Annotated in this window: 13 protein-coding genes; 10 read left to right on the top strand and 3 right to left on the bottom strand. The window is 43.3% G+C overall.

Translation table 11 applies throughout. From position 1 onward, the window contains the following. Positions 1-18: 18 nt before the first annotated feature. On the top strand, positions 19-420 hold the full coding sequence (locus GD630_RS01085) for a hypothetical protein (RefSeq protein ID WP_007767559.1): 402 nt from the start codon (positions 19-21) through the stop codon (positions 418-420). A gap of 107 nt (positions 421-527) precedes the next feature. Here the strand turns inward: GD630_RS01085 and GD630_RS01080 are convergent, their stop codons facing one another. Then, entirely contained in the window at positions 528-1,901 is a 1,374-nt protein-coding gene (locus GD630_RS01080; RefSeq protein WP_007767557.1) for an aminopeptidase P family protein, read from the bottom strand. A gap of 139 nt (positions 1,902-2,040) precedes the next feature. Here GD630_RS01080 and rpoN point away from each other — a divergent pair, with 139 nt between their 5' ends. Genes rpoN through GD630_RS01050 form a run of 6 tightly spaced genes read left to right on the top strand, consistent with a single transcriptional unit; the run spans position 2,041 to position 7,484 of the window. Then, complete coding sequence (gene rpoN, locus GD630_RS01075) at positions 2,041-3,525, top strand: RNA polymerase factor sigma-54 (protein ID WP_143865297.1); 1,485 nt, start codon at positions 2,041-2,043, stop codon at positions 3,523-3,525. Positions 3,526-3,546: 21 nt separating this feature from the next. Further along, the gene (locus GD630_RS01070) at positions 3,547-4,218 is read left to right on the top strand and encodes a phosphatase PAP2 family protein (RefSeq protein ID WP_007756778.1); all 672 of its coding nucleotides are present in this window, start codon (positions 3,547-3,549) and stop codon (positions 4,216-4,218) included. Positions 4,219-4,247: 29 nt separating this feature from the next. Continuing rightward, entirely contained in the window at positions 4,248-4,628 is a 381-nt protein-coding gene (gcvH, locus tag GD630_RS01065) for a glycine cleavage system protein GcvH (protein WP_007756779.1), read from the top strand. A 16-nt stretch (positions 4,629-4,644) separates the two neighbouring features. Next, positions 4,645-5,154, top strand: a complete 510-nt coding sequence (gene purE, locus GD630_RS01060) for a 5-(carboxyamino)imidazole ribonucleotide mutase (RefSeq protein WP_007756780.1) — start codon at positions 4,645-4,647, stop codon at positions 5,152-5,154. After that, positions 5,154-7,004 carry a 4-hydroxy-3-methylbut-2-en-1-yl diphosphate synthase gene (locus tag GD630_RS01055; protein ID WP_143865296.1) on the top strand — a complete coding sequence of 617 codons (1,851 nt, stop codon included), beginning with the start codon at positions 5,154-5,156 and terminating at the stop codon, positions 7,002-7,004. The genes purE and GD630_RS01055 overlap by 1 nt, the downstream gene beginning before the upstream one ends. A 45-nt stretch (positions 7,005-7,049) precedes the next feature. Further along, positions 7,050-7,484 carry a DUF6078 family protein gene (locus GD630_RS01050; protein WP_143865295.1) on the top strand — a complete coding sequence of 145 codons (435 nt, stop codon included), beginning with the start codon at positions 7,050-7,052 and terminating at the stop codon, positions 7,482-7,484. Between the two features lie 122 nt (positions 7,485-7,606). On the opposite strand, the gene GD630_RS01045 is transcribed toward GD630_RS01050, so the two are convergent. Continuing rightward, positions 7,607-9,721 carry a BT4734/BF3469 family protein gene (locus GD630_RS01045; protein ID WP_143865294.1) on the bottom strand — a complete coding sequence of 705 codons (2,115 nt, stop codon included), beginning with the start codon at positions 9,719-9,721 and terminating at the stop codon, positions 7,607-7,609. A gap of 608 nt (positions 9,722-10,329) precedes the next feature. Here GD630_RS01045 and GD630_RS01040 point away from each other — a divergent pair. Beyond that, positions 10,330-11,826, top strand: coding sequence for a hypothetical protein (locus tag GD630_RS01040; RefSeq protein WP_143865293.1), 1,497 nt, complete (start codon positions 10,330-10,332; stop codon positions 11,824-11,826). 247 nt (positions 11,827-12,073) lie between these two features. Here GD630_RS01040 and GD630_RS01035 read toward each other — a convergent pair whose 3' ends face one another. Then, on the bottom strand, positions 12,074-14,056 hold the full coding sequence (locus GD630_RS01035) for a hypothetical protein (RefSeq protein WP_143865292.1): 1,983 nt from the start codon (positions 14,054-14,056) through the stop codon (positions 12,074-12,076). A 241-nt stretch (positions 14,057-14,297) separates the two neighbouring features. Here GD630_RS01035 and GD630_RS01030 point away from each other — a divergent pair, with 241 nt between their 5' ends. Beyond that, positions 14,298-16,250, top strand: coding sequence for a heavy metal translocating P-type ATPase (locus GD630_RS01030; RefSeq protein WP_182505756.1), 1,953 nt, complete (start codon positions 14,298-14,300; stop codon positions 16,248-16,250). Positions 16,251-16,258: 8 nt separating this feature from the next. Then, positions 16,259-16,693: a Fur family transcriptional regulator gene (locus GD630_RS01025; protein WP_143865290.1), complete on the top strand. Its 435-nt coding sequence runs from the start codon at positions 16,259-16,261 to the stop codon at positions 16,691-16,693. The last annotated feature ends 43 nt before the right edge of the window (positions 16,694-16,736 follow it).

Below are 16,736 nucleotides of genomic sequence, written 5' to 3'. Positions count from 1 at the left end.
TACAAAAATAGTAAGAGTATGATTTTTTATAATAATCTTTTAGCAAAATGGTTCTTAGGAAAAGGAAAGAAGCATTGTTTTATGTTGGGTGGTCTTTTTTTTACCCGATATAAATATTTGGAGATTTGGGAAGATATGGAAGTCAGAATCCATGCAAGGCAGTTCTGGGAATGCTTCTTGTTGACGTTGCTACCCGCTTTGGTCTTGTCGTTGTTCTTCTCATGGTGGTGGATGTTGCTTCCCTTTGCGACTTACCACATCTTTTATTGGTTGGAGAAGTCCTTCCGCCCTCACTCTGTCTTTGATTGGGAGGCACTGGAGAATTGTGGTGATACACTTTATCTTAGAAAAAGGAAGGCGTATGCCTGGATGAGGTGGTATGGAAAGAAAGTATTACCTTTATCCGATTGGGATGATTGAAGTCATTTTCACCACAGATTACACGGATTAACACAGATAATAAATAGATATTGATACTCAATGTATTAATCTAATCTGTGTTAATCCGTGTAATCTGTGGTAAACAATTATCGCAAAGCCTCCACCTCTTCCGGCGTTAAAGGAATCTTCTTGCCTAATCGACGGGCACCGGTTTCGGTAATCAGATAATCTTCCTCATTGCGGATACCGCCGAAATCTTTATAAGTTTCCACTACGTCGTAGTTGATGAAATCGGTAAATTTCTTTTCCGCTTTCCACATATCGATCAATTCCGGAATAAAGTATATACCCGGTTCTACCGTATGTACAAATCCAGGTTCCAGAGGTATGGCAAGGCGTTGTGACTTACGGCCGAACTGCGTACTCTTCGGCTGACCGTTGTAGCCTACCCATATTTCTCCTAGATTTTCCATGTCGTGTACATCCAGCCCCATCATGTGGCCTAATCCGTGCGGATAGAACAAAGCGTGCGCACCTTCGCGAACAGCGTCTTCCGTATTGCCTTTCATCAGTCCGAGAGCTTTCATCCCATCAACCATGACACGGGCGGACAATTCATATACATCCATATAAGGAATGCCCGGTCGGAGTGCTTTAACCGATTCCAGATGCATGGCATTCTGTATCTCGTAGACTTCCCGTTGGCGGGGCGTGAATTTCTTGTCGGCAGGAATGGTAGATGACATATCTCCTGCATATCCCGATTCAACCTCCGCACCGGCATCTATTAAAAACAGATCACCCGGTTTTACTTTATTGCCGTGATAATGGTTATGCAAAGTTTGTCCGTTGATGGTAGCGATTGTAGCGAAAGAAAGTTCGCAGTTATTGGACTCCGCTACCCGGTTCATTTCCGCCACCACTTCATATTCATACATACCCGGACGAAGTACTTTCATGGCGGTGATATGCATATCTGCAGTCACATTGCAGGCCTTTTCTATCTCTACGATTTCTTCTGCCGATTTATAGTTCCGCTGGGCTACTACGGCGCGGATGAATGGAACGGAACCTTCCTGATGTGCAGGGGGAATACCCAGCCAATCCATCAGTTTTAGCTTATGTTCGGGACGGTAAGGAGGCAGATAATGCACCGACTTCCCTTTCTGGACACATTTATGGAGATAGCTGACAATTTCTGCGGATGGCAGTAAGTTAGCCACGCCCACCCGTTCGCATTTTTCATGTAGTGTAGGTTGTGACCCCATCCACACGATGGCATCAATTGATAATTCATCACCGAAAATAATTTCCTTGTCTTCGTCAATATCGATTATTGCCGAAAGTCCTGCACATGACAGTCCGAAATAATAAAGGAAAGTAGAATCCTGACGATAGCGGAAGGTGTTATCTTCGTAATTTAGTCCGCACTCGTCATTTCCTAGAAATAACAAAACTCCGGAGCCTAATTTCTTTTTCAGCAGGGCTCTTCGCTGCATATACGTTTCTTTGGCAAACATATTGTTCTAATTTTAAGTTCGTGCAACAAAGATAACGATTTTTGTGTTATAGGATTAAAAATTATTCCTCTAATCTGTGTAATCTCTGGTTAAAAAGTTACTTTTGTAGCGAGAAACAGAGTAGAAAGCAAAAACGAATATGGCACAAGGTTCCCGTCAAATACAATCGCAGGCGCAACAGCAAATCCAAACGCTCTCGCCTCAGCAGATTCTAGTCGTGAAACTGTTGGAGCTTCCCGCAGTAGAGCTGGAAGACCGTATCCATGCTGAACTGCTTGAAAACCCGGCACTTGAAGAGGGCAAAGAAGAGAATGTCGCAGATGAATATTCCGATGGTGACACTTCCGGAGAGGGTGTGGAGAATGATGCCAACGAATACGATTCTTTGAGTGATTATCTCACCGAAGACGATATTCCCGACTACAAACTGCAAGAGAACAACCGATCCAAAGACGAGCAGGCGGAAGATATTCCGTTCTCCGACTCTACCTCTTTCTACGAAATACTGAAAGAGCAGCTTCGTGAACGCAATTTGACAGAACACCAGCATGAACTGGTGGAATACCTGATCGGCTCGTTGGACGATGACGGCCTGCTCCGCAAATCTTTGGAAAGTATCTGTGACGAACTGGCTATTTATGCCGGTATAGAATCTACGGAAGAGGAGCTGGAAGAAGCACTCTGCATCTTGCAGGATTTCGATCCGGCAGGTATCGGAGCACGTGACCTTCAAGAATGCCTGTTGATACAGATCCGCCGGAAGAAGGAAGAAGGGATGAATCCCGCTCCTATATTGGATATCGAAGAACGCATCATCAGAGATTGTTATGAAGAATTTACCCGGAAGCATTGGGAAAAGATTATAAAAAAGCTGGATGTTGATGAAGAAACATTCAATGAAGCTATCAGTGAGATTACAAAGCTGAATCCCCGTCCGGGAGCTTCTTTGGGAGAGGCTATCGGGAGGAACCTCCAGCAGATAGTCCCCGACTTCATCGTAGAAACGTATGATGACGGTACTATCAATGTCAGCCTTAATAACCGTAATGTTCCGGAGCTTCGTATGAGCCGTGATTTTACGGAGATGGTGGAGGAACATACCAAGAATAAGGCCAACCAGTCCAAAGAGTCCAAAGAAGCGATGATGTTTCTGAAACAGAAGATGGATGCGGCGCAAGGATTTATAGATGCGGTCAAACAGCGGCAGAATACGTTGATGACTACTATGCAAGCTATCATCGACCTGCAGCGTCCTTTCTTTCTCGAAGGGGACGAATCCCTGCTGAAACCGATGATTCTGAAAGATGTGGCCGAACGCACGGGACTGGATATATCGACCATTTCCCGTGTCAGCAACAGTAAATATGTGCAGACCAATTTCGGTATTTATCCGTTGAAGTTCTTTTTCAGCGACGGATATACGACGGAAGACGGGGAAGAGATGTCTGTCCGCGAGATTCGTAAGATTTTGAAAGAATGTATCGACGGAGAAGACAAGAAGAAACCGTTGACAGATGATGAATTGGCGGACATACTGAAAGAAAAAGGCTACCCCATTGCACGTCGGACAGTGGCGAAATACCGTCAGCAGTTGAATATCCCGGTGGCAAGACTTAGAAAATAATTGATTAATAGATAATTGATAATGGACAGAGAGAAAGAGCATATCATAGCGGATAAGACAATGTTGCAGGTGGCAAGAGTCACTTCGATGGTGTTTACCCCGTTTTCTATTCCGTTTTTGTCATTTCTGGTGTTATTCCTGTTTTCTTATCTCCGCATCATGCCGATGGTATATAAGTTGATTGTATTGGGAATTGTCTATTGCTTTACTATATTGACTCCCACTATAACCATCTTTCTGTTCCGCAAGATCAACGGTTTTGCCCGTCAGGAGCTGGGCGAACGGAAGAAACGTTTTGTACCTATCCTGCTGACTATCATTTCGTATGTATTCTGCCTGTTGATGATGCGTAGGCTGAATCTGCCTTGGTACATGACCGGCATTATTCTGGCTTCTCTCGTAGTCTCCATCATTTGCATAGCAGTAAATCTGAGATGGAAACTGAGCGAGCATATGGCGGGCATAGGCGGAGTGATAGGCGGATTGGTTTCCTTTAGCGCCTTGTTCGGTTATAATCCGGTAGGGTGGCTGTGCCTGTTTATATTGATAGCCGGTGTGCTGGGTTCTGCCCGTATCATTCTGGGACATCATACGTTGGGAGAGGTCATCTCCGGTTTTACGGTCGGCCTGGTATGCGCCCTTTTGGTGCTTCATCCGGTGAGTAATATCTTATTTCGAGTATTTTTATTTTAAAACAGTATAAATCCTAAAAACTAATTATTATGAACTTTCCACAGAATTTGAAGTACACGAACGAACATGAATGGATTCGCGTAGAAGGAGACATTGCATACGTAGGTATCACCGATTATGCTCAGGAGCAATTGGGCGATATTGTGTTTGTGGACATACCGACGGTCGGTGAGTCGCTGGAAGCCGGTGAGGTTTTCGGAACTATCGAAGTAGTGAAAACAATTTCCGATCTTTTCCTGCCGGTAGCAGGTGAGGTGCTGGAACAGAATGAAGCGCTGGAAGAGAATCCGGAACTGGTGAACAAAGACCCATACGGCGAGGGTTGGTTGATTAAGATGAAACCTGCTGATGTGAAGGCGGTAGAAGACTTGCTGGATGCGGAAGGGTATAAAGAAGTGATTAACGGATAAATTAAACATTAAAAATATGACTCCAATTGTAAGTATCATCATGGGCAGTACGTCCGACCTTCCAGTTATGGAAAAGGCCGCACAACTGCTGAATGATATGCATGTACCGTTCGAAATGAACGCGCTTTCCGCTCACCGCACGCCTGAGGCTGTGGAAGAGTTTGCTAAGAATGCCCGTACCCGTGGCATTAAAGTAATTATCGCTGCTGCCGGAATGGCTGCCGCCCTTCCCGGTGTAATTGCGGCTAACACTACACTTCCTGTAATCGGAGTGCCGGTGAAAGGCTCCGTGCTCGATGGTGTGGACGCACTTTATTCCATCATTCAAATGCCTCCGGGCATTCCCGTAGCCACTGTTGCTATCAACGGAGCGATGAATGCGGCTATTCTGGCCATTCAGATGCTTGCTTTGAGTGATGAAAAGCTGGCGGAAGCATTTGCAGCTTACAAAGAAGGACTGAAAAAGAAAATCGTAAAAGCAAACGAAGAACTGAAAGAAGTCAAGTTTGAATATAAAACGAACTAATGGATCTATTCAATTATTTTCGGAGGGAAACTACCGAAGTGAATATTGGGGCCGTACCGTTGGGTGGCCCCAATTCTATTCGTATCCAGTCGATGACCAATACGTCTACGCAGGATACACAGGCTTGTGTGGAACAGGCGAAACGTATTGTCGACGCGGGTGGTGAGTATGTCCGTCTGACGACGCAAGGTATCAAGGAAGCGGAGAACCTGAAAAATATTAATATCGGTTTGCGCAGTCAGGAATATATGGTTCCGTTGGTTGCCGATGTACACTTTAATCCGAAAGTTGCCGATGTGGCAGCCCGATATGCGGAAAAGGTACGCATCAATCCGGGAAATTATGTAGACGCTGCACGTACTTTTAAGAAGCTGGAATATACCGACGAGGAGTATGCGCAGGAAATACAGAAAATTCATGACCGCTTTGTGCCTTTTCTGAATATCTGTAAAGAGAATCACACGGCTATCCGTATCGGTGTGAATCACGGCTCTTTGTCCGACCGCATCATGTCCCGTTATGGTGATACGCCCGAAGGCATGGTAGAGTCTTGTATGGAGTTTCTTCGCATTTGTGTTGAAGAGAACTTTACCGATGTGGTTATTTCCATCAAAGCGTCCAATACGGTTGTCATGGTGAAAACCGTTCGTCTGTTGGTAGCTGTGATGGAGAAAGAAGGGATGGCTTTCCCGTTGCATCTCGGGGTGACAGAAGCCGGAGACGGTGAGGACGGACGTATCAAGTCCGCTCTCGGCATTGGTGCGCTGTTGGCCGACGGACTGGGGGATACTATACGGGTATCTTTGAGCGAAGCTCCTGAAGCGGAAATTCCTGTTGCCCGTAAGTTGGTGGACTATATACTGTTGAGGCGGAATCATCCTTATATTCCCGGACTGGAAGCGCCTGGATTTAACTATTTGTCGCCCGAACGCCGTAAGACGCGGGCTGTCCGCAATATAGGAGGTGAACACGTGCCTGTGGTCATTGCCGACCGTATGGACGGGAAAAACGAAGTGAATCCGCAATTTACTCCGGACTATATTTATGCCGGACGTGCTTTGCCCGAACAACGGGAAGAAGGTGTGGACTATATTCTTGATGCGGACGTATGGACCGGAGAAGCCGGTACTTGGCCTGCTTATAATCATCAGCAACTGCCGTTGATGGGAGGATGTAATGCGGAACTCAAATTCCTGTTTATGCCTTATATGGCACAGACGGATGAAGTGATTGCCTGTCTGAAACAACATCCCGAAGTGGTTGTCGTTTCTCAAAGCAACCATCCGAACCGTTTGGGCGAACATCGTGCGTTGGTACATCAACTGATGACAGAGGGGCTGCAAAATCCGGTTGTTTTCTTCCAGCATTATGCGGAGGATGATGCGGAGGATGATGCGGAGGACTTGCAGATAAAAGCTGCGGCGGACATGGGGGCTCTGATCTTTGACGGGCTTTGTGACGGAATCTTTATATTCAATCAAGGCAACCTCAGTCATGCGGTAATTGATGCGACGGCTTTCGGAATCTTGCAGGCGGGACGTACCCGTACTTCAAAGACGGAGTATATCTCTTGTCCCGGTTGCGGACGTACACTCTACGACTTGGAAAAGACGATTGCCCGTATCAAGGCGGCTACTTCACACTTGACAGGACTGAAAATCGGCATTATGGGATGTATCGTAAATGGTCCCGGTGAGATGGCGGATGCGGACTACGGCTATGTCGGTGCGGGACGGGGTAAGATCAGCCTGTATAAAGGGAAAGTCTGTGTAGAAAAGAATATTCCGGAAGAAGAAGCGGTGGAAAGGCTGCTGGAGTTTATCCGGAATGACAGGAAAGAAAACTCCTGATAGCATTTTCTGTGGAGTATATCTGTGTGACTAATAAAAATGATAATGGAAGATAATTTTGACTATGGGGCAGTACCATACAATTTTGCCCACTGCTTTAATGACAGGTGTTCGAAAGGAGAAAAATGTTTGCGTCATTTGGTGGCGGTGCACAGTACCGATCTGCATTCCATCATTTCTGTGGTAAATCCGAAATGTGTTCCGGAAGAGGTGAACATCTGTCCGTTCTATAAGCCGGTTCGGAAGATACGGGTCGCTTGGGGAGTTACCCATTTGCTGGATACAGTTCCGCATCGGGATGCAGTGTCCTTGAAGAATATGTTGCTAGGGCATTTCGGCCGTGCCATGTATTATCGCTTTTATCGTAAGGAGAAATATATTGCTCCCGAACAACAAGAATACATTTGTCGGCTGTTCCGTCAGAAAGGTATTACGGAAGAACCTGTGTTCGACTCCTACACAGAAGAATTTGAATGGTAATCATCTGCCATCCTACACCGGATGGTATGTATCCTGTTGAATGACAATGAGTTGACGGGGTGTAAGATAGGGGTTGCAGATGGGTGTAGGATAAAGTATCCTACACCCATCTGTTCCTTATATTATGAAAGCCTTACTACATGATAAACACTCCCGTGTTTCGTGCGTTTTGAAGGAATCTCATGCTTGCGAAGCACCCGCCCGAACACACTTACCCGCTTGTTGGACAGAGGAATAGCACTGTTCCTGCCAACCTCATCCAGAATCTCTGCCGGGGAAAGCCATTCACCGACTTCCTCCTCTTTGGCGGCACGGAAATAACGGTAAAACAGTTGCTCCTCTAGTGAAACCTGTTCAAACTCACGGTTACTCTCGGTCATAATCCGCTCTTCGGCCGGATCAAACCAATAGCGTTCGCCATGATCCAACTCATACATGGCTTGTGCGTACAGTTGTTCATAGTCTATCGCCCGATTGGTATCTATTGTCCCCAACACTTCGATACAGATGAAACGACGGCTGCCCGTAGGGTCGGTCAAAAGATCTTTCTGATTGCTCGTGGCGATAAAAGAAGCATAACGGCGCAGCTCCAGCACGGCGGTAGCGTGAGGCTTGCGTATATTAACGATGGGCTTTTGCAGAATATGTTTCAGAAATCCCTGTTGCGTAGCGCTTATCTGATCGAACTCGTCAATGTTGATGAGCGCAAACCGGTTCAGATAAAGTTCGGCGTCTTTCTTTTGCGAGAAGTCAATGCTATCCGTATAGTAAACACGTATGGCAGGAGGGATGAGGCTGCGGCAGAATGTGGACTTACGCGTGCCTTGTGCGCCCACCAATAGCGGAGAAACGTTGTTCGCGTGCATTTTATCTGTACCTCTCCAATGAACGACCATGTTCAGAAACCACCGGTGAAACAGCTCCACCCAATGCGGATTTCCGCAAGGCACTGTTTGTGCCAGTTTGCGGATGCGGTCCTTTCCATCCCAGCCGGGGAGATGGTAAAGAAAATCTTCCAGCGGATTGAATACCGGCACACGATTCGAATAAATATACCGGTTGATATCCCGGTCCCACAACGGAATACCTTCCGCTTGCGCGTCCAGCGCGATACTGTTCAATATCCGCTTGTCGATCGGGTTGAAATAAAAGCGGAACGAGTTTCGTTCACGATATTCGACTTCCCCTATTTGAGTATTGTAACGGAATTCGTAACGTCTCTTCATAAACTCTTCAGTCTGCATGGCGAGTAGTTGCTCTTTGCCTAAGCTGTTTTTCTTCCCGAAGTTGTTTTTCTTGCCGAAGCCTTCGCACTCTTCATATACATTCCTGATTAACTGCCGGATCAGTGTTTCCTGCCTTTGCAGATAAAAATGGTAGATCGTGCGTTTCAACGTCTCTTCTTCGGGAATGCCCGAATAGAAGCAGTTGGCGGCAAGTCGTGTCACTATGGCTTGAAAATCATTTTCTTTGGGACGTGCTCCGTCATTTTCCGCTTTATAAATTTCTTCGCGTGTCTTTTTCAGAGCGGCTTCGAAGAGCATGAATGCCGCCCGTTCCGTATCATATCCCGGAACGGCACGTGTCAAGGGTGATTTTTCCGAGCGTACTGCTTCCCGATAGGACAGCTCTTCGGGCATCCCGGCGGGTTGCGACAGATAGAACGGTACGGAGTCGGGGCGGTACTTCAGATCCGGATCGAACGACAACCGTGAAAACTGTTCCAGCGAAGGTGCTTTGAGTAAGATATTGAACTGCATCTGCGGCTGATAACATTTCACAGCCAACTGATAGGCGTGCGCATGGAACATTTCCGCCTCTTCTCTTTTTTGCGGGAGAGAACCGTCCGGACGGGTAAACCGGACCCAGATTTTTACGGTTCGCTCGCTTGAGCCTGTAAAAGTGCAGAATGTCTGCGGTTGTTCCCAAGCCCGCTTTTTTACGAATGCGATCTCCGATTTTCCGGAAAGCGGACCGACGGTCAATTCTACTATTCCGTTATAACTTTTCATTTGTTTTCCCCCTTCTGTCCGGCGGAAATCGGCGGCGGGTAGAATCTTGGGTAACTTGTCTGCTCCGTAGCAGCGTTCATCGGGTAGGGTATACTTGAGCATTTCTCTGAAAACGGTAACCGGTCGTGCCTTGATTTCAGTTTTTGTTTTTTCTATCCATGTTTCTATGTCCATTGTGGTGAGGGCAGTAGTCTCTTCTTTGTCTCTTAACTGAGTAATTTTCATGAATTGTTTTTTGTTTGAAATATCCTATAAAGGTAGTACATTTCTTCTGTTCATGCAAGAAAACTCGTTGTTATATAGGTCCTTTGTAGAAATCTCCGGTCGAATGTTCCTGTTGCTCTTTATTCTTTTGTTTCATAGGCGTTTGAAACACTCTATTCCATGTTGTGAAACATTCTGTTTCACGGCGGTAAACACTTTGTTTCACGCTGGCGAACATATTGTTTCACGCTGATGAAACGCCATTCTATGCCGTATGTTTAGGGTGAAACGTATAGTCGTTTTAGCCGAATCGTGTAGTCGTATGCGGCGAATCGTATAGTTGTATTGGGTGACAGATACGTATATCCTACACCATCTGTCACCTGTATCCTACACCTGCTTAATTTGTTGTTGTTCAGTGAAATAAGTTGTAGATGGTGTAGGGTGGCAGATATTCTTCATATTTCATCGGACTTTTCAGTATATAGGATAATTAATATTAAATGATGTAACGGAAAACTTGATTATTCTTGCAAAATATATATATTTGCTTGATTTATATATCCACTCTGGCGGGCGAATATGTAAATAAGGGTTTAAGTCTTTATATATAATGTAATAGGATGATAATGAAAAAGCTTAGTTTTTATTTGTTAGTTGCGGGTGCTCTGTTAACAGGCAGCTGTTCTGATGATTCAATCGGCGAGCAAATCCCCGATGGTGGAACTTCTATTCCTACGGTATCAAAAATTACTTCAGTTTTCACCAATGGAACGAATCTGAGCATTGGACAGAAGCAAAGTGCTACACGTGGTGGAGGATCTCTTGTTGTAGGTGAAGAGGAAACTCTTTGTGCCAAATATGATGTGGCTGCCGGATTTCAGTCAAACGGCACAGTGCCCTACATAAAAGTAGCAGTACACGTCTATCAAGAGTGCGCCAGTGAGTGTGAGAAATTACGTCTTACATTTAAAGATATCGAACATCTTGAATGCAAAGCCGATGACTTTGCTATCCGTTCTACAGATGGAACTTATCTTGATGGTTGCTATGGGGTTGATGCAGAGGGAAATAAAATCAACGAATATAAATACGGCAACTTGTCGGTTTCCGGTGATTTTGATATTATTATCGGTGGTCTTGACAATCTTTATGAAGGCAATAAGCAGGGCGGTGATGAAGAACCGGTGATTAATACTTTCGAAGTGTGGATTTGGCCGCAGAATACCGCAGGGCATACTTGGACGGAAGTAGAACTTAAAGCACTGGCTGACAGTCACGATCCGTTAATGTGCGTAAAAAGCAGTACTTCTAAAGATCCTCATCCGGGCAAAGATATGGGTAAGATTATCTGGTCTGAAGAGAATATCGAAGGTTACTATGCATGGGGTGAGATTTTCACAGGGAAAACGATTGACCATCCCGGAGACAATGAGAATACCTCGTTTACGTATGGGGATGTAACTTATAAGAACGATGCATCTTATTATCCATATACCAACAAAGCCGGCAAGAACTACTATAATTACAATAATTACCGTTATTTTGACGGTACGACTAAATTGACCAAATATCAGTGGACGGAAAATAAAGTGTCACAGGACGGAAAGACGCGTCTTGATCCTACGGATGATGTAGCTGTGATGCGTTGGGGAAACGGATGGCGTATGCCGACCAGTGAAGAAATGAACGACTTGTTTAACGGTCCGAATACAATGTGCGTACAGGGTAAAACAAAAGTTAGTCGCTATAACCATGAAACGGGTGAATCTTATGAGGTAGAGGTAGATGCGTGGATGGTTACATCAACAATCACCAACAATACTATCGTGTTCCCTAAAACCGGATATTACGGCAGTAATGAAAAAACTAATACGGATAAAAGTATTACTATAAAGGAACTGGATGATGCTTGGTGGCCTTATTCGGGATTGTATTATTGGACAAGTGATTTGTCTACGCAGATTTCTGCAAGTACTAAACGTCATGGAGGTTACCTTTTTGGCGCCGGTCAAAAGTTAGGATGGTGTGATGAAAGCTTGGCGACAATGGGTTTCGACTACACTCAACTGAACGGTTATGACCGTTGTTTTGGAATGAAAGTCCGTCCGGTAAAGGATAAGTAAAAGTTGATTGATAACACATATTAAAAGGTGTGCCTGTAAAAAACAAGGTACACCTTTTTTCTTATAACGAATCTGGAGAGTTGTCGTTCTAATAGAGGAAAAATATTGCATTACCTAAGAATATAATCCTGTTATAGGAAAGGTAGGTAATGATTCTTACGATAGGGAGAAAACGAGGATAATACTTAATATATTGAGCATAATTTGCCTATATTTGTGCAATATAAAATTATTCATTAAAAAACGATTATTCCTCTATGCGTTTACATGTTATTACTCTGAAAGCTGTTTCTTCAGGTATCGTATTGATTGGATAACTGAATACTAATTTTTCAGATGTAATATCTCCGATTAACGCACCAATAGTTTGCGGAACATTATTAATTGGAATTCCCTCTGTTCTGACAATATTTATCATCAATTGCTTATCGTTTCTTATCCAATTGAATAATATTTTGGCTTCAGGATGCCAATCGGTATCAGGGTCCTCTGTTCCATTATCTACATCACCGTAATGTATCCCAGTTTGAACACCAGATTTATTCGACGTAAATTCGAATGTTCCAGGATGTTGACAACGGTAAATAATTTGGTTGCCATCACTATTGTTAATATAAGTATCAATTTGTGTTATTACTTGCCATTTCCCAACTAAAATCTCATATTCAGCCCGGTCGTCTGATACCATTGTTTTATCATAGATTTTGAATAGTGGGCGGACATAATAATTTTTTTCCTCTTCTATATTCTCTATCTCAAATGTAAACATTCGTTTTCCAACTTCCATATCACTTTTTACGTAATAACTATCTTCCAATACCATGCGGATTGGCTGATCATTCTCATCATCTAAATCATATAAGGCGTATCCCATCTGTACAGATTCTGTGAAAAGATACCCTGAACATTGATAGGAAAATGTCGCTTTACGTTGCTTATGTTGTACATCAAAATTTAAATCATCAAAAGTAGGTAAAAGTTTTCGTTTCAGAAGTTCTTTTTCAGGGATTATTGATTCCTCCCAACTACCTTCAATTTCCATTTCCTGATCCTTATCATTAGAGTCTTCTTTTTTCTTTGTTATTAAATTGCAAACAGCTTCGGCGTATACACAAGCTTTAAAGGTGCAAGATAATTCATTTTCATTTAATGAAGCGTATGCTTTTCCATTCTGCAATAGAGCTTTATCAAAGTTGTTAAGTTTAAACTTAGCCTTTTCTGCAAATATTAGACGAGTTCCTAACTCAATGCGTATATTTTCATAATTAAAAAGACGAGCCTGAAATGCAAGAGCTATATTTTCATTTAATTCCGCCTCCATTTCAATGCCATTCAATTTGAAATTTAACAATGGCCATGTGGGGTTTTCCAAACCATAACCTAATTGTCCTTGATTATATTGTATGTATGGTTTCATTCGAGAATTAGTTGTTAATGATGCGCTTAGTGAAACCTTACCGTTGCCATCCAATTGAGCATATACCACAATGACTGGAGTAACTACAACATTGGCAGGAATTGCTTTTATTATAAATTCTCCTATTTTCTTAAGAGGTTTAGCTGTTGCCGTTTTCTTAAATTCAACTTCTTTTGTGAACGAAACGTTCAATTCACTTTCTATCTCATAATCTAAGTCAACTCGAAAATTATGAATATCTCCACCTGAAAAAAGTATTTTAGCTTTCATGTCAAAAGAGCCTCCCACAGACCAACCATCTCCATTAAGTGTAATATTGACTTTAGTCTCAGGTTCTATTCCTTTTGTTATAGGATTTATTACATAATGTTCTTGTACCACGGCTTTCTCTCCGTCTGACTGGATAAACTCTGTAATATAACTAGATATATCAAAAGTTTGATCAGGAAGTGATGTAAAAGCTTCACTAAGTGGAACCCATTCTGTACTTACAACAAAATGATCATTTTCTTTATTTATTTGTGCTACCTTTCCATAAAAGCCTGAAGGGAATTTATCTGAAAGTTCATTTTCAAGGATAATCTCTCCTGTAGTTGGCAATAGTTCAGTAGGCGTATTAGCATCAAAATATAATACTCCTTCATTACTATCAATAATATGTACCTTCTGATTACTTGTGAGACAAACAACGTCGTCAGTTACCCACTCTTTTAGATTATCAGGAACAGATGAATTGGTTTTATTTTCCAGAACGCTTTCATCTTTACCACATCCTGACAACAAAAATAAAAACAGAAAAATGTATTGTTTCATATATAGATGATTAAAGCACAAAGATATGATAAAATAAACAAATAATTTCCCCTTTCTTTCTTATATATGAAATGAACAGCCAATAAGGGAGATTAAATGTTTAAAAAAAGAGATTATTTGGATGTTTTTTTCAGTTTCATGATTATACAACAACTGTATTTACCTTATTTGAAATCGTCTTTGCAACTTAGTTGCACGAATCATTCGCTACCTTTGTACCCAAAATACAAGATGAATGAGTATGGGACATTGTAGTTGTTGTGCACATACACATGAATGTGCGACCGAAAAATATGAAGATAAAAGGAAAACGATATTCCATGAATATTGGAAAGTCGGACTTTCATTTATATTGCTGATAGCCGGTATCGTAATGAATGCTTTGGATGTGGCATTTTTCCTGAAGGAATATGTTGCTTTGGCCTGGTATGTCATAGCTTATCTCCCGGTAGGGATTCCTGTGATGAAAGAGGCTTGGGAAAGCATGAAGGAACGCGATTATTTCAGTGAGTTTACTTTAATGATTGTGGCTACAATCGGTGCGTTCTATATAGGCGAGTATCCGGAAGGGGTGGCTGTAATGCTGTTCTATACAGTCGGAGAGCTATTTCAGGAGAAAGCGGTTGATAAAGCGAAACGTAATATTGGCGCTCTCTTGGATGTGAGACCGGAAAAAGCTTTGGTGCTGAGAGATCATGAATTGATTGTAGAGAGCCCGAAGAATGTCAAAGTCGGTGAGATAATTGAAGTAAAAGCAGGTGGGCGGGTACCTCTGGACGGAACGATGGAGAGTGAGGTCGCTGCATTCAATACAGCGGCGCTAACGGGTGAAAGTGTGCCGCGCAATATTCGGAAAGGAGAGGAAGTACTTGCCGGAATGATTGTGACGGATAAGGTTATTCGTATAAAGGTGACAAGACCTTTTGATAAAAGTGCGCTTGCCCGGATATTGGAACTGGTTCAGAACGCTTCCGAACGGAAAGCACCGGCAGAGTTGTTTATTCGGAAGTTTGCGCGTGTCTACACCCCGATTGTAATAGGGATGGCAGTATTAATCGTTCTTCTGCCATTTGTCTATTCATTGTTTGGCACGCACTTTGTATTTACATTTAATGATTGGTTGTACAGAGCTTTGGTTTTTCTAGTAATTTCGTGTCCATGCGCTTTGGTGGTGAGTATCCCGTTGGGATATTTTGGAGGTATCGGAGCCGCATCCCGGCTTGGCATCCTGTTTAAAGGCGGGAACTATCTGGATGCTATTACGAAAATCAATACAGTTGTATTCGATAAAACGGGGACTCTGACAAAAGGAACGTTTGAGGTGCAGGAATGTAAACCGGTGTCCGGTATTGCGAAAGAAGAGCTGATCCGATTGATAGCTTCGGTAGAACGAAATAGCACACATCCGATAGCTAAAGCCATTGTGGAATATGCGAAACAACAGAATGTAGAACTGGTGTCAACCTCCGATACGAGAGAGTTTGCCGGTTTTGGTCTGGAGGCGACGGTTGACGGAAACACTGTGTTGGTCGGAAACAGTCGGCTGTTGTCCAAATTTAATATTGCATATCCGGCAGAATTGTTGAAGATAACCGATACGGTTGTGGTCTGTGCTATCGGAACTAACTATGCCGGTTATTTGTTATTAGCTGATACGCTGAAAGACGATGCGAAAACAGCGATTGATAACCTAAAAGCGTTGAAGGTTAAAAACATTCAGATATTGTCCGGTGATAAACAAAGTATTGTTACTAACTTTGCTGAAAAGCTAGGTATATCGAAAGCGTATGGAGACTTGCTGCCGGAAGGGAAAGTGCGACATCTGGAAGAACTGCGGCAGGATGAGGCTAATCAGATAGCGTTTGTAGGCGATGGCATGAATGATGCGCCCGTATTGGCGTTGAGCCATGTCGGTATCGCTATGGGTGGCTTGGGCAGTGATGCGGCAATAGAAACCGCCGATGTGGTGATTCAGACGGACCAGCCGTCTAAGGTGGCGGAAGCTATAAAGGTAGGAAAACTGACACACCGGATTATCTGGCAGAATATTATGCTTGCATTCGGAGTGAAACTGTTAGTGCTGATATTGGGAGCGGGTGGAATCGCTACTCTTTGGGAAGCCGTTTTTGCGGATGTCGGTGTGGCGTTGCTTGCTATTATGAATGCTGTAAGAATACAGAAAATGATAAAATAGGAGAGAATATGGAAGAGAATATTTATTTGGATAAGTTGGCGCGGAGAGATATCAAACCGACGGCGATAAGGCTTCTCATACTGAAGAATATGATGGAAGTCGGGCGTGCGGTATCATTGCTCGATTTGGAAACGTTATTGGATACGGTTGACAAGTCGACTATATCCCGGACAATCGCTCTCTTTTTATCGCATCACCTGATACATAGTATAGATGATGGAAGCGGGTCGTTGAAATATGCTGTTTGTGATAATTCCTGCAATTGTGTGGTTCAGGATTTACATTCACATTTCTATTGCGAGAAATGTCACAGGACATTCTGCCTGGAAGGCACGCATATTCCGGTCATTGATCTGCCGAAGGGATTTGCACTGCATAGTATAAATTATGTGTTGAAGGGCGTTTGCCCGGAATGTTCTTCCCTGCCTGCGTCGCACTCATAAACAAAATAAGCCGGAACTCCGATATAGAAAATATCGTTCAGTT

Source organism: Bacteroides zhangwenhongii, assembly GCF_009193325.2.
In the GTDB taxonomy this organism is placed as follows: Bacteria; Bacteroidota; Bacteroidia; order Bacteroidales; family Bacteroidaceae; genus Bacteroides; species Bacteroides zhangwenhongii.
Note: the sequence above shows the minus strand (reverse complement) of the source record. Positions and strands in the feature narration are given on the sequence as shown.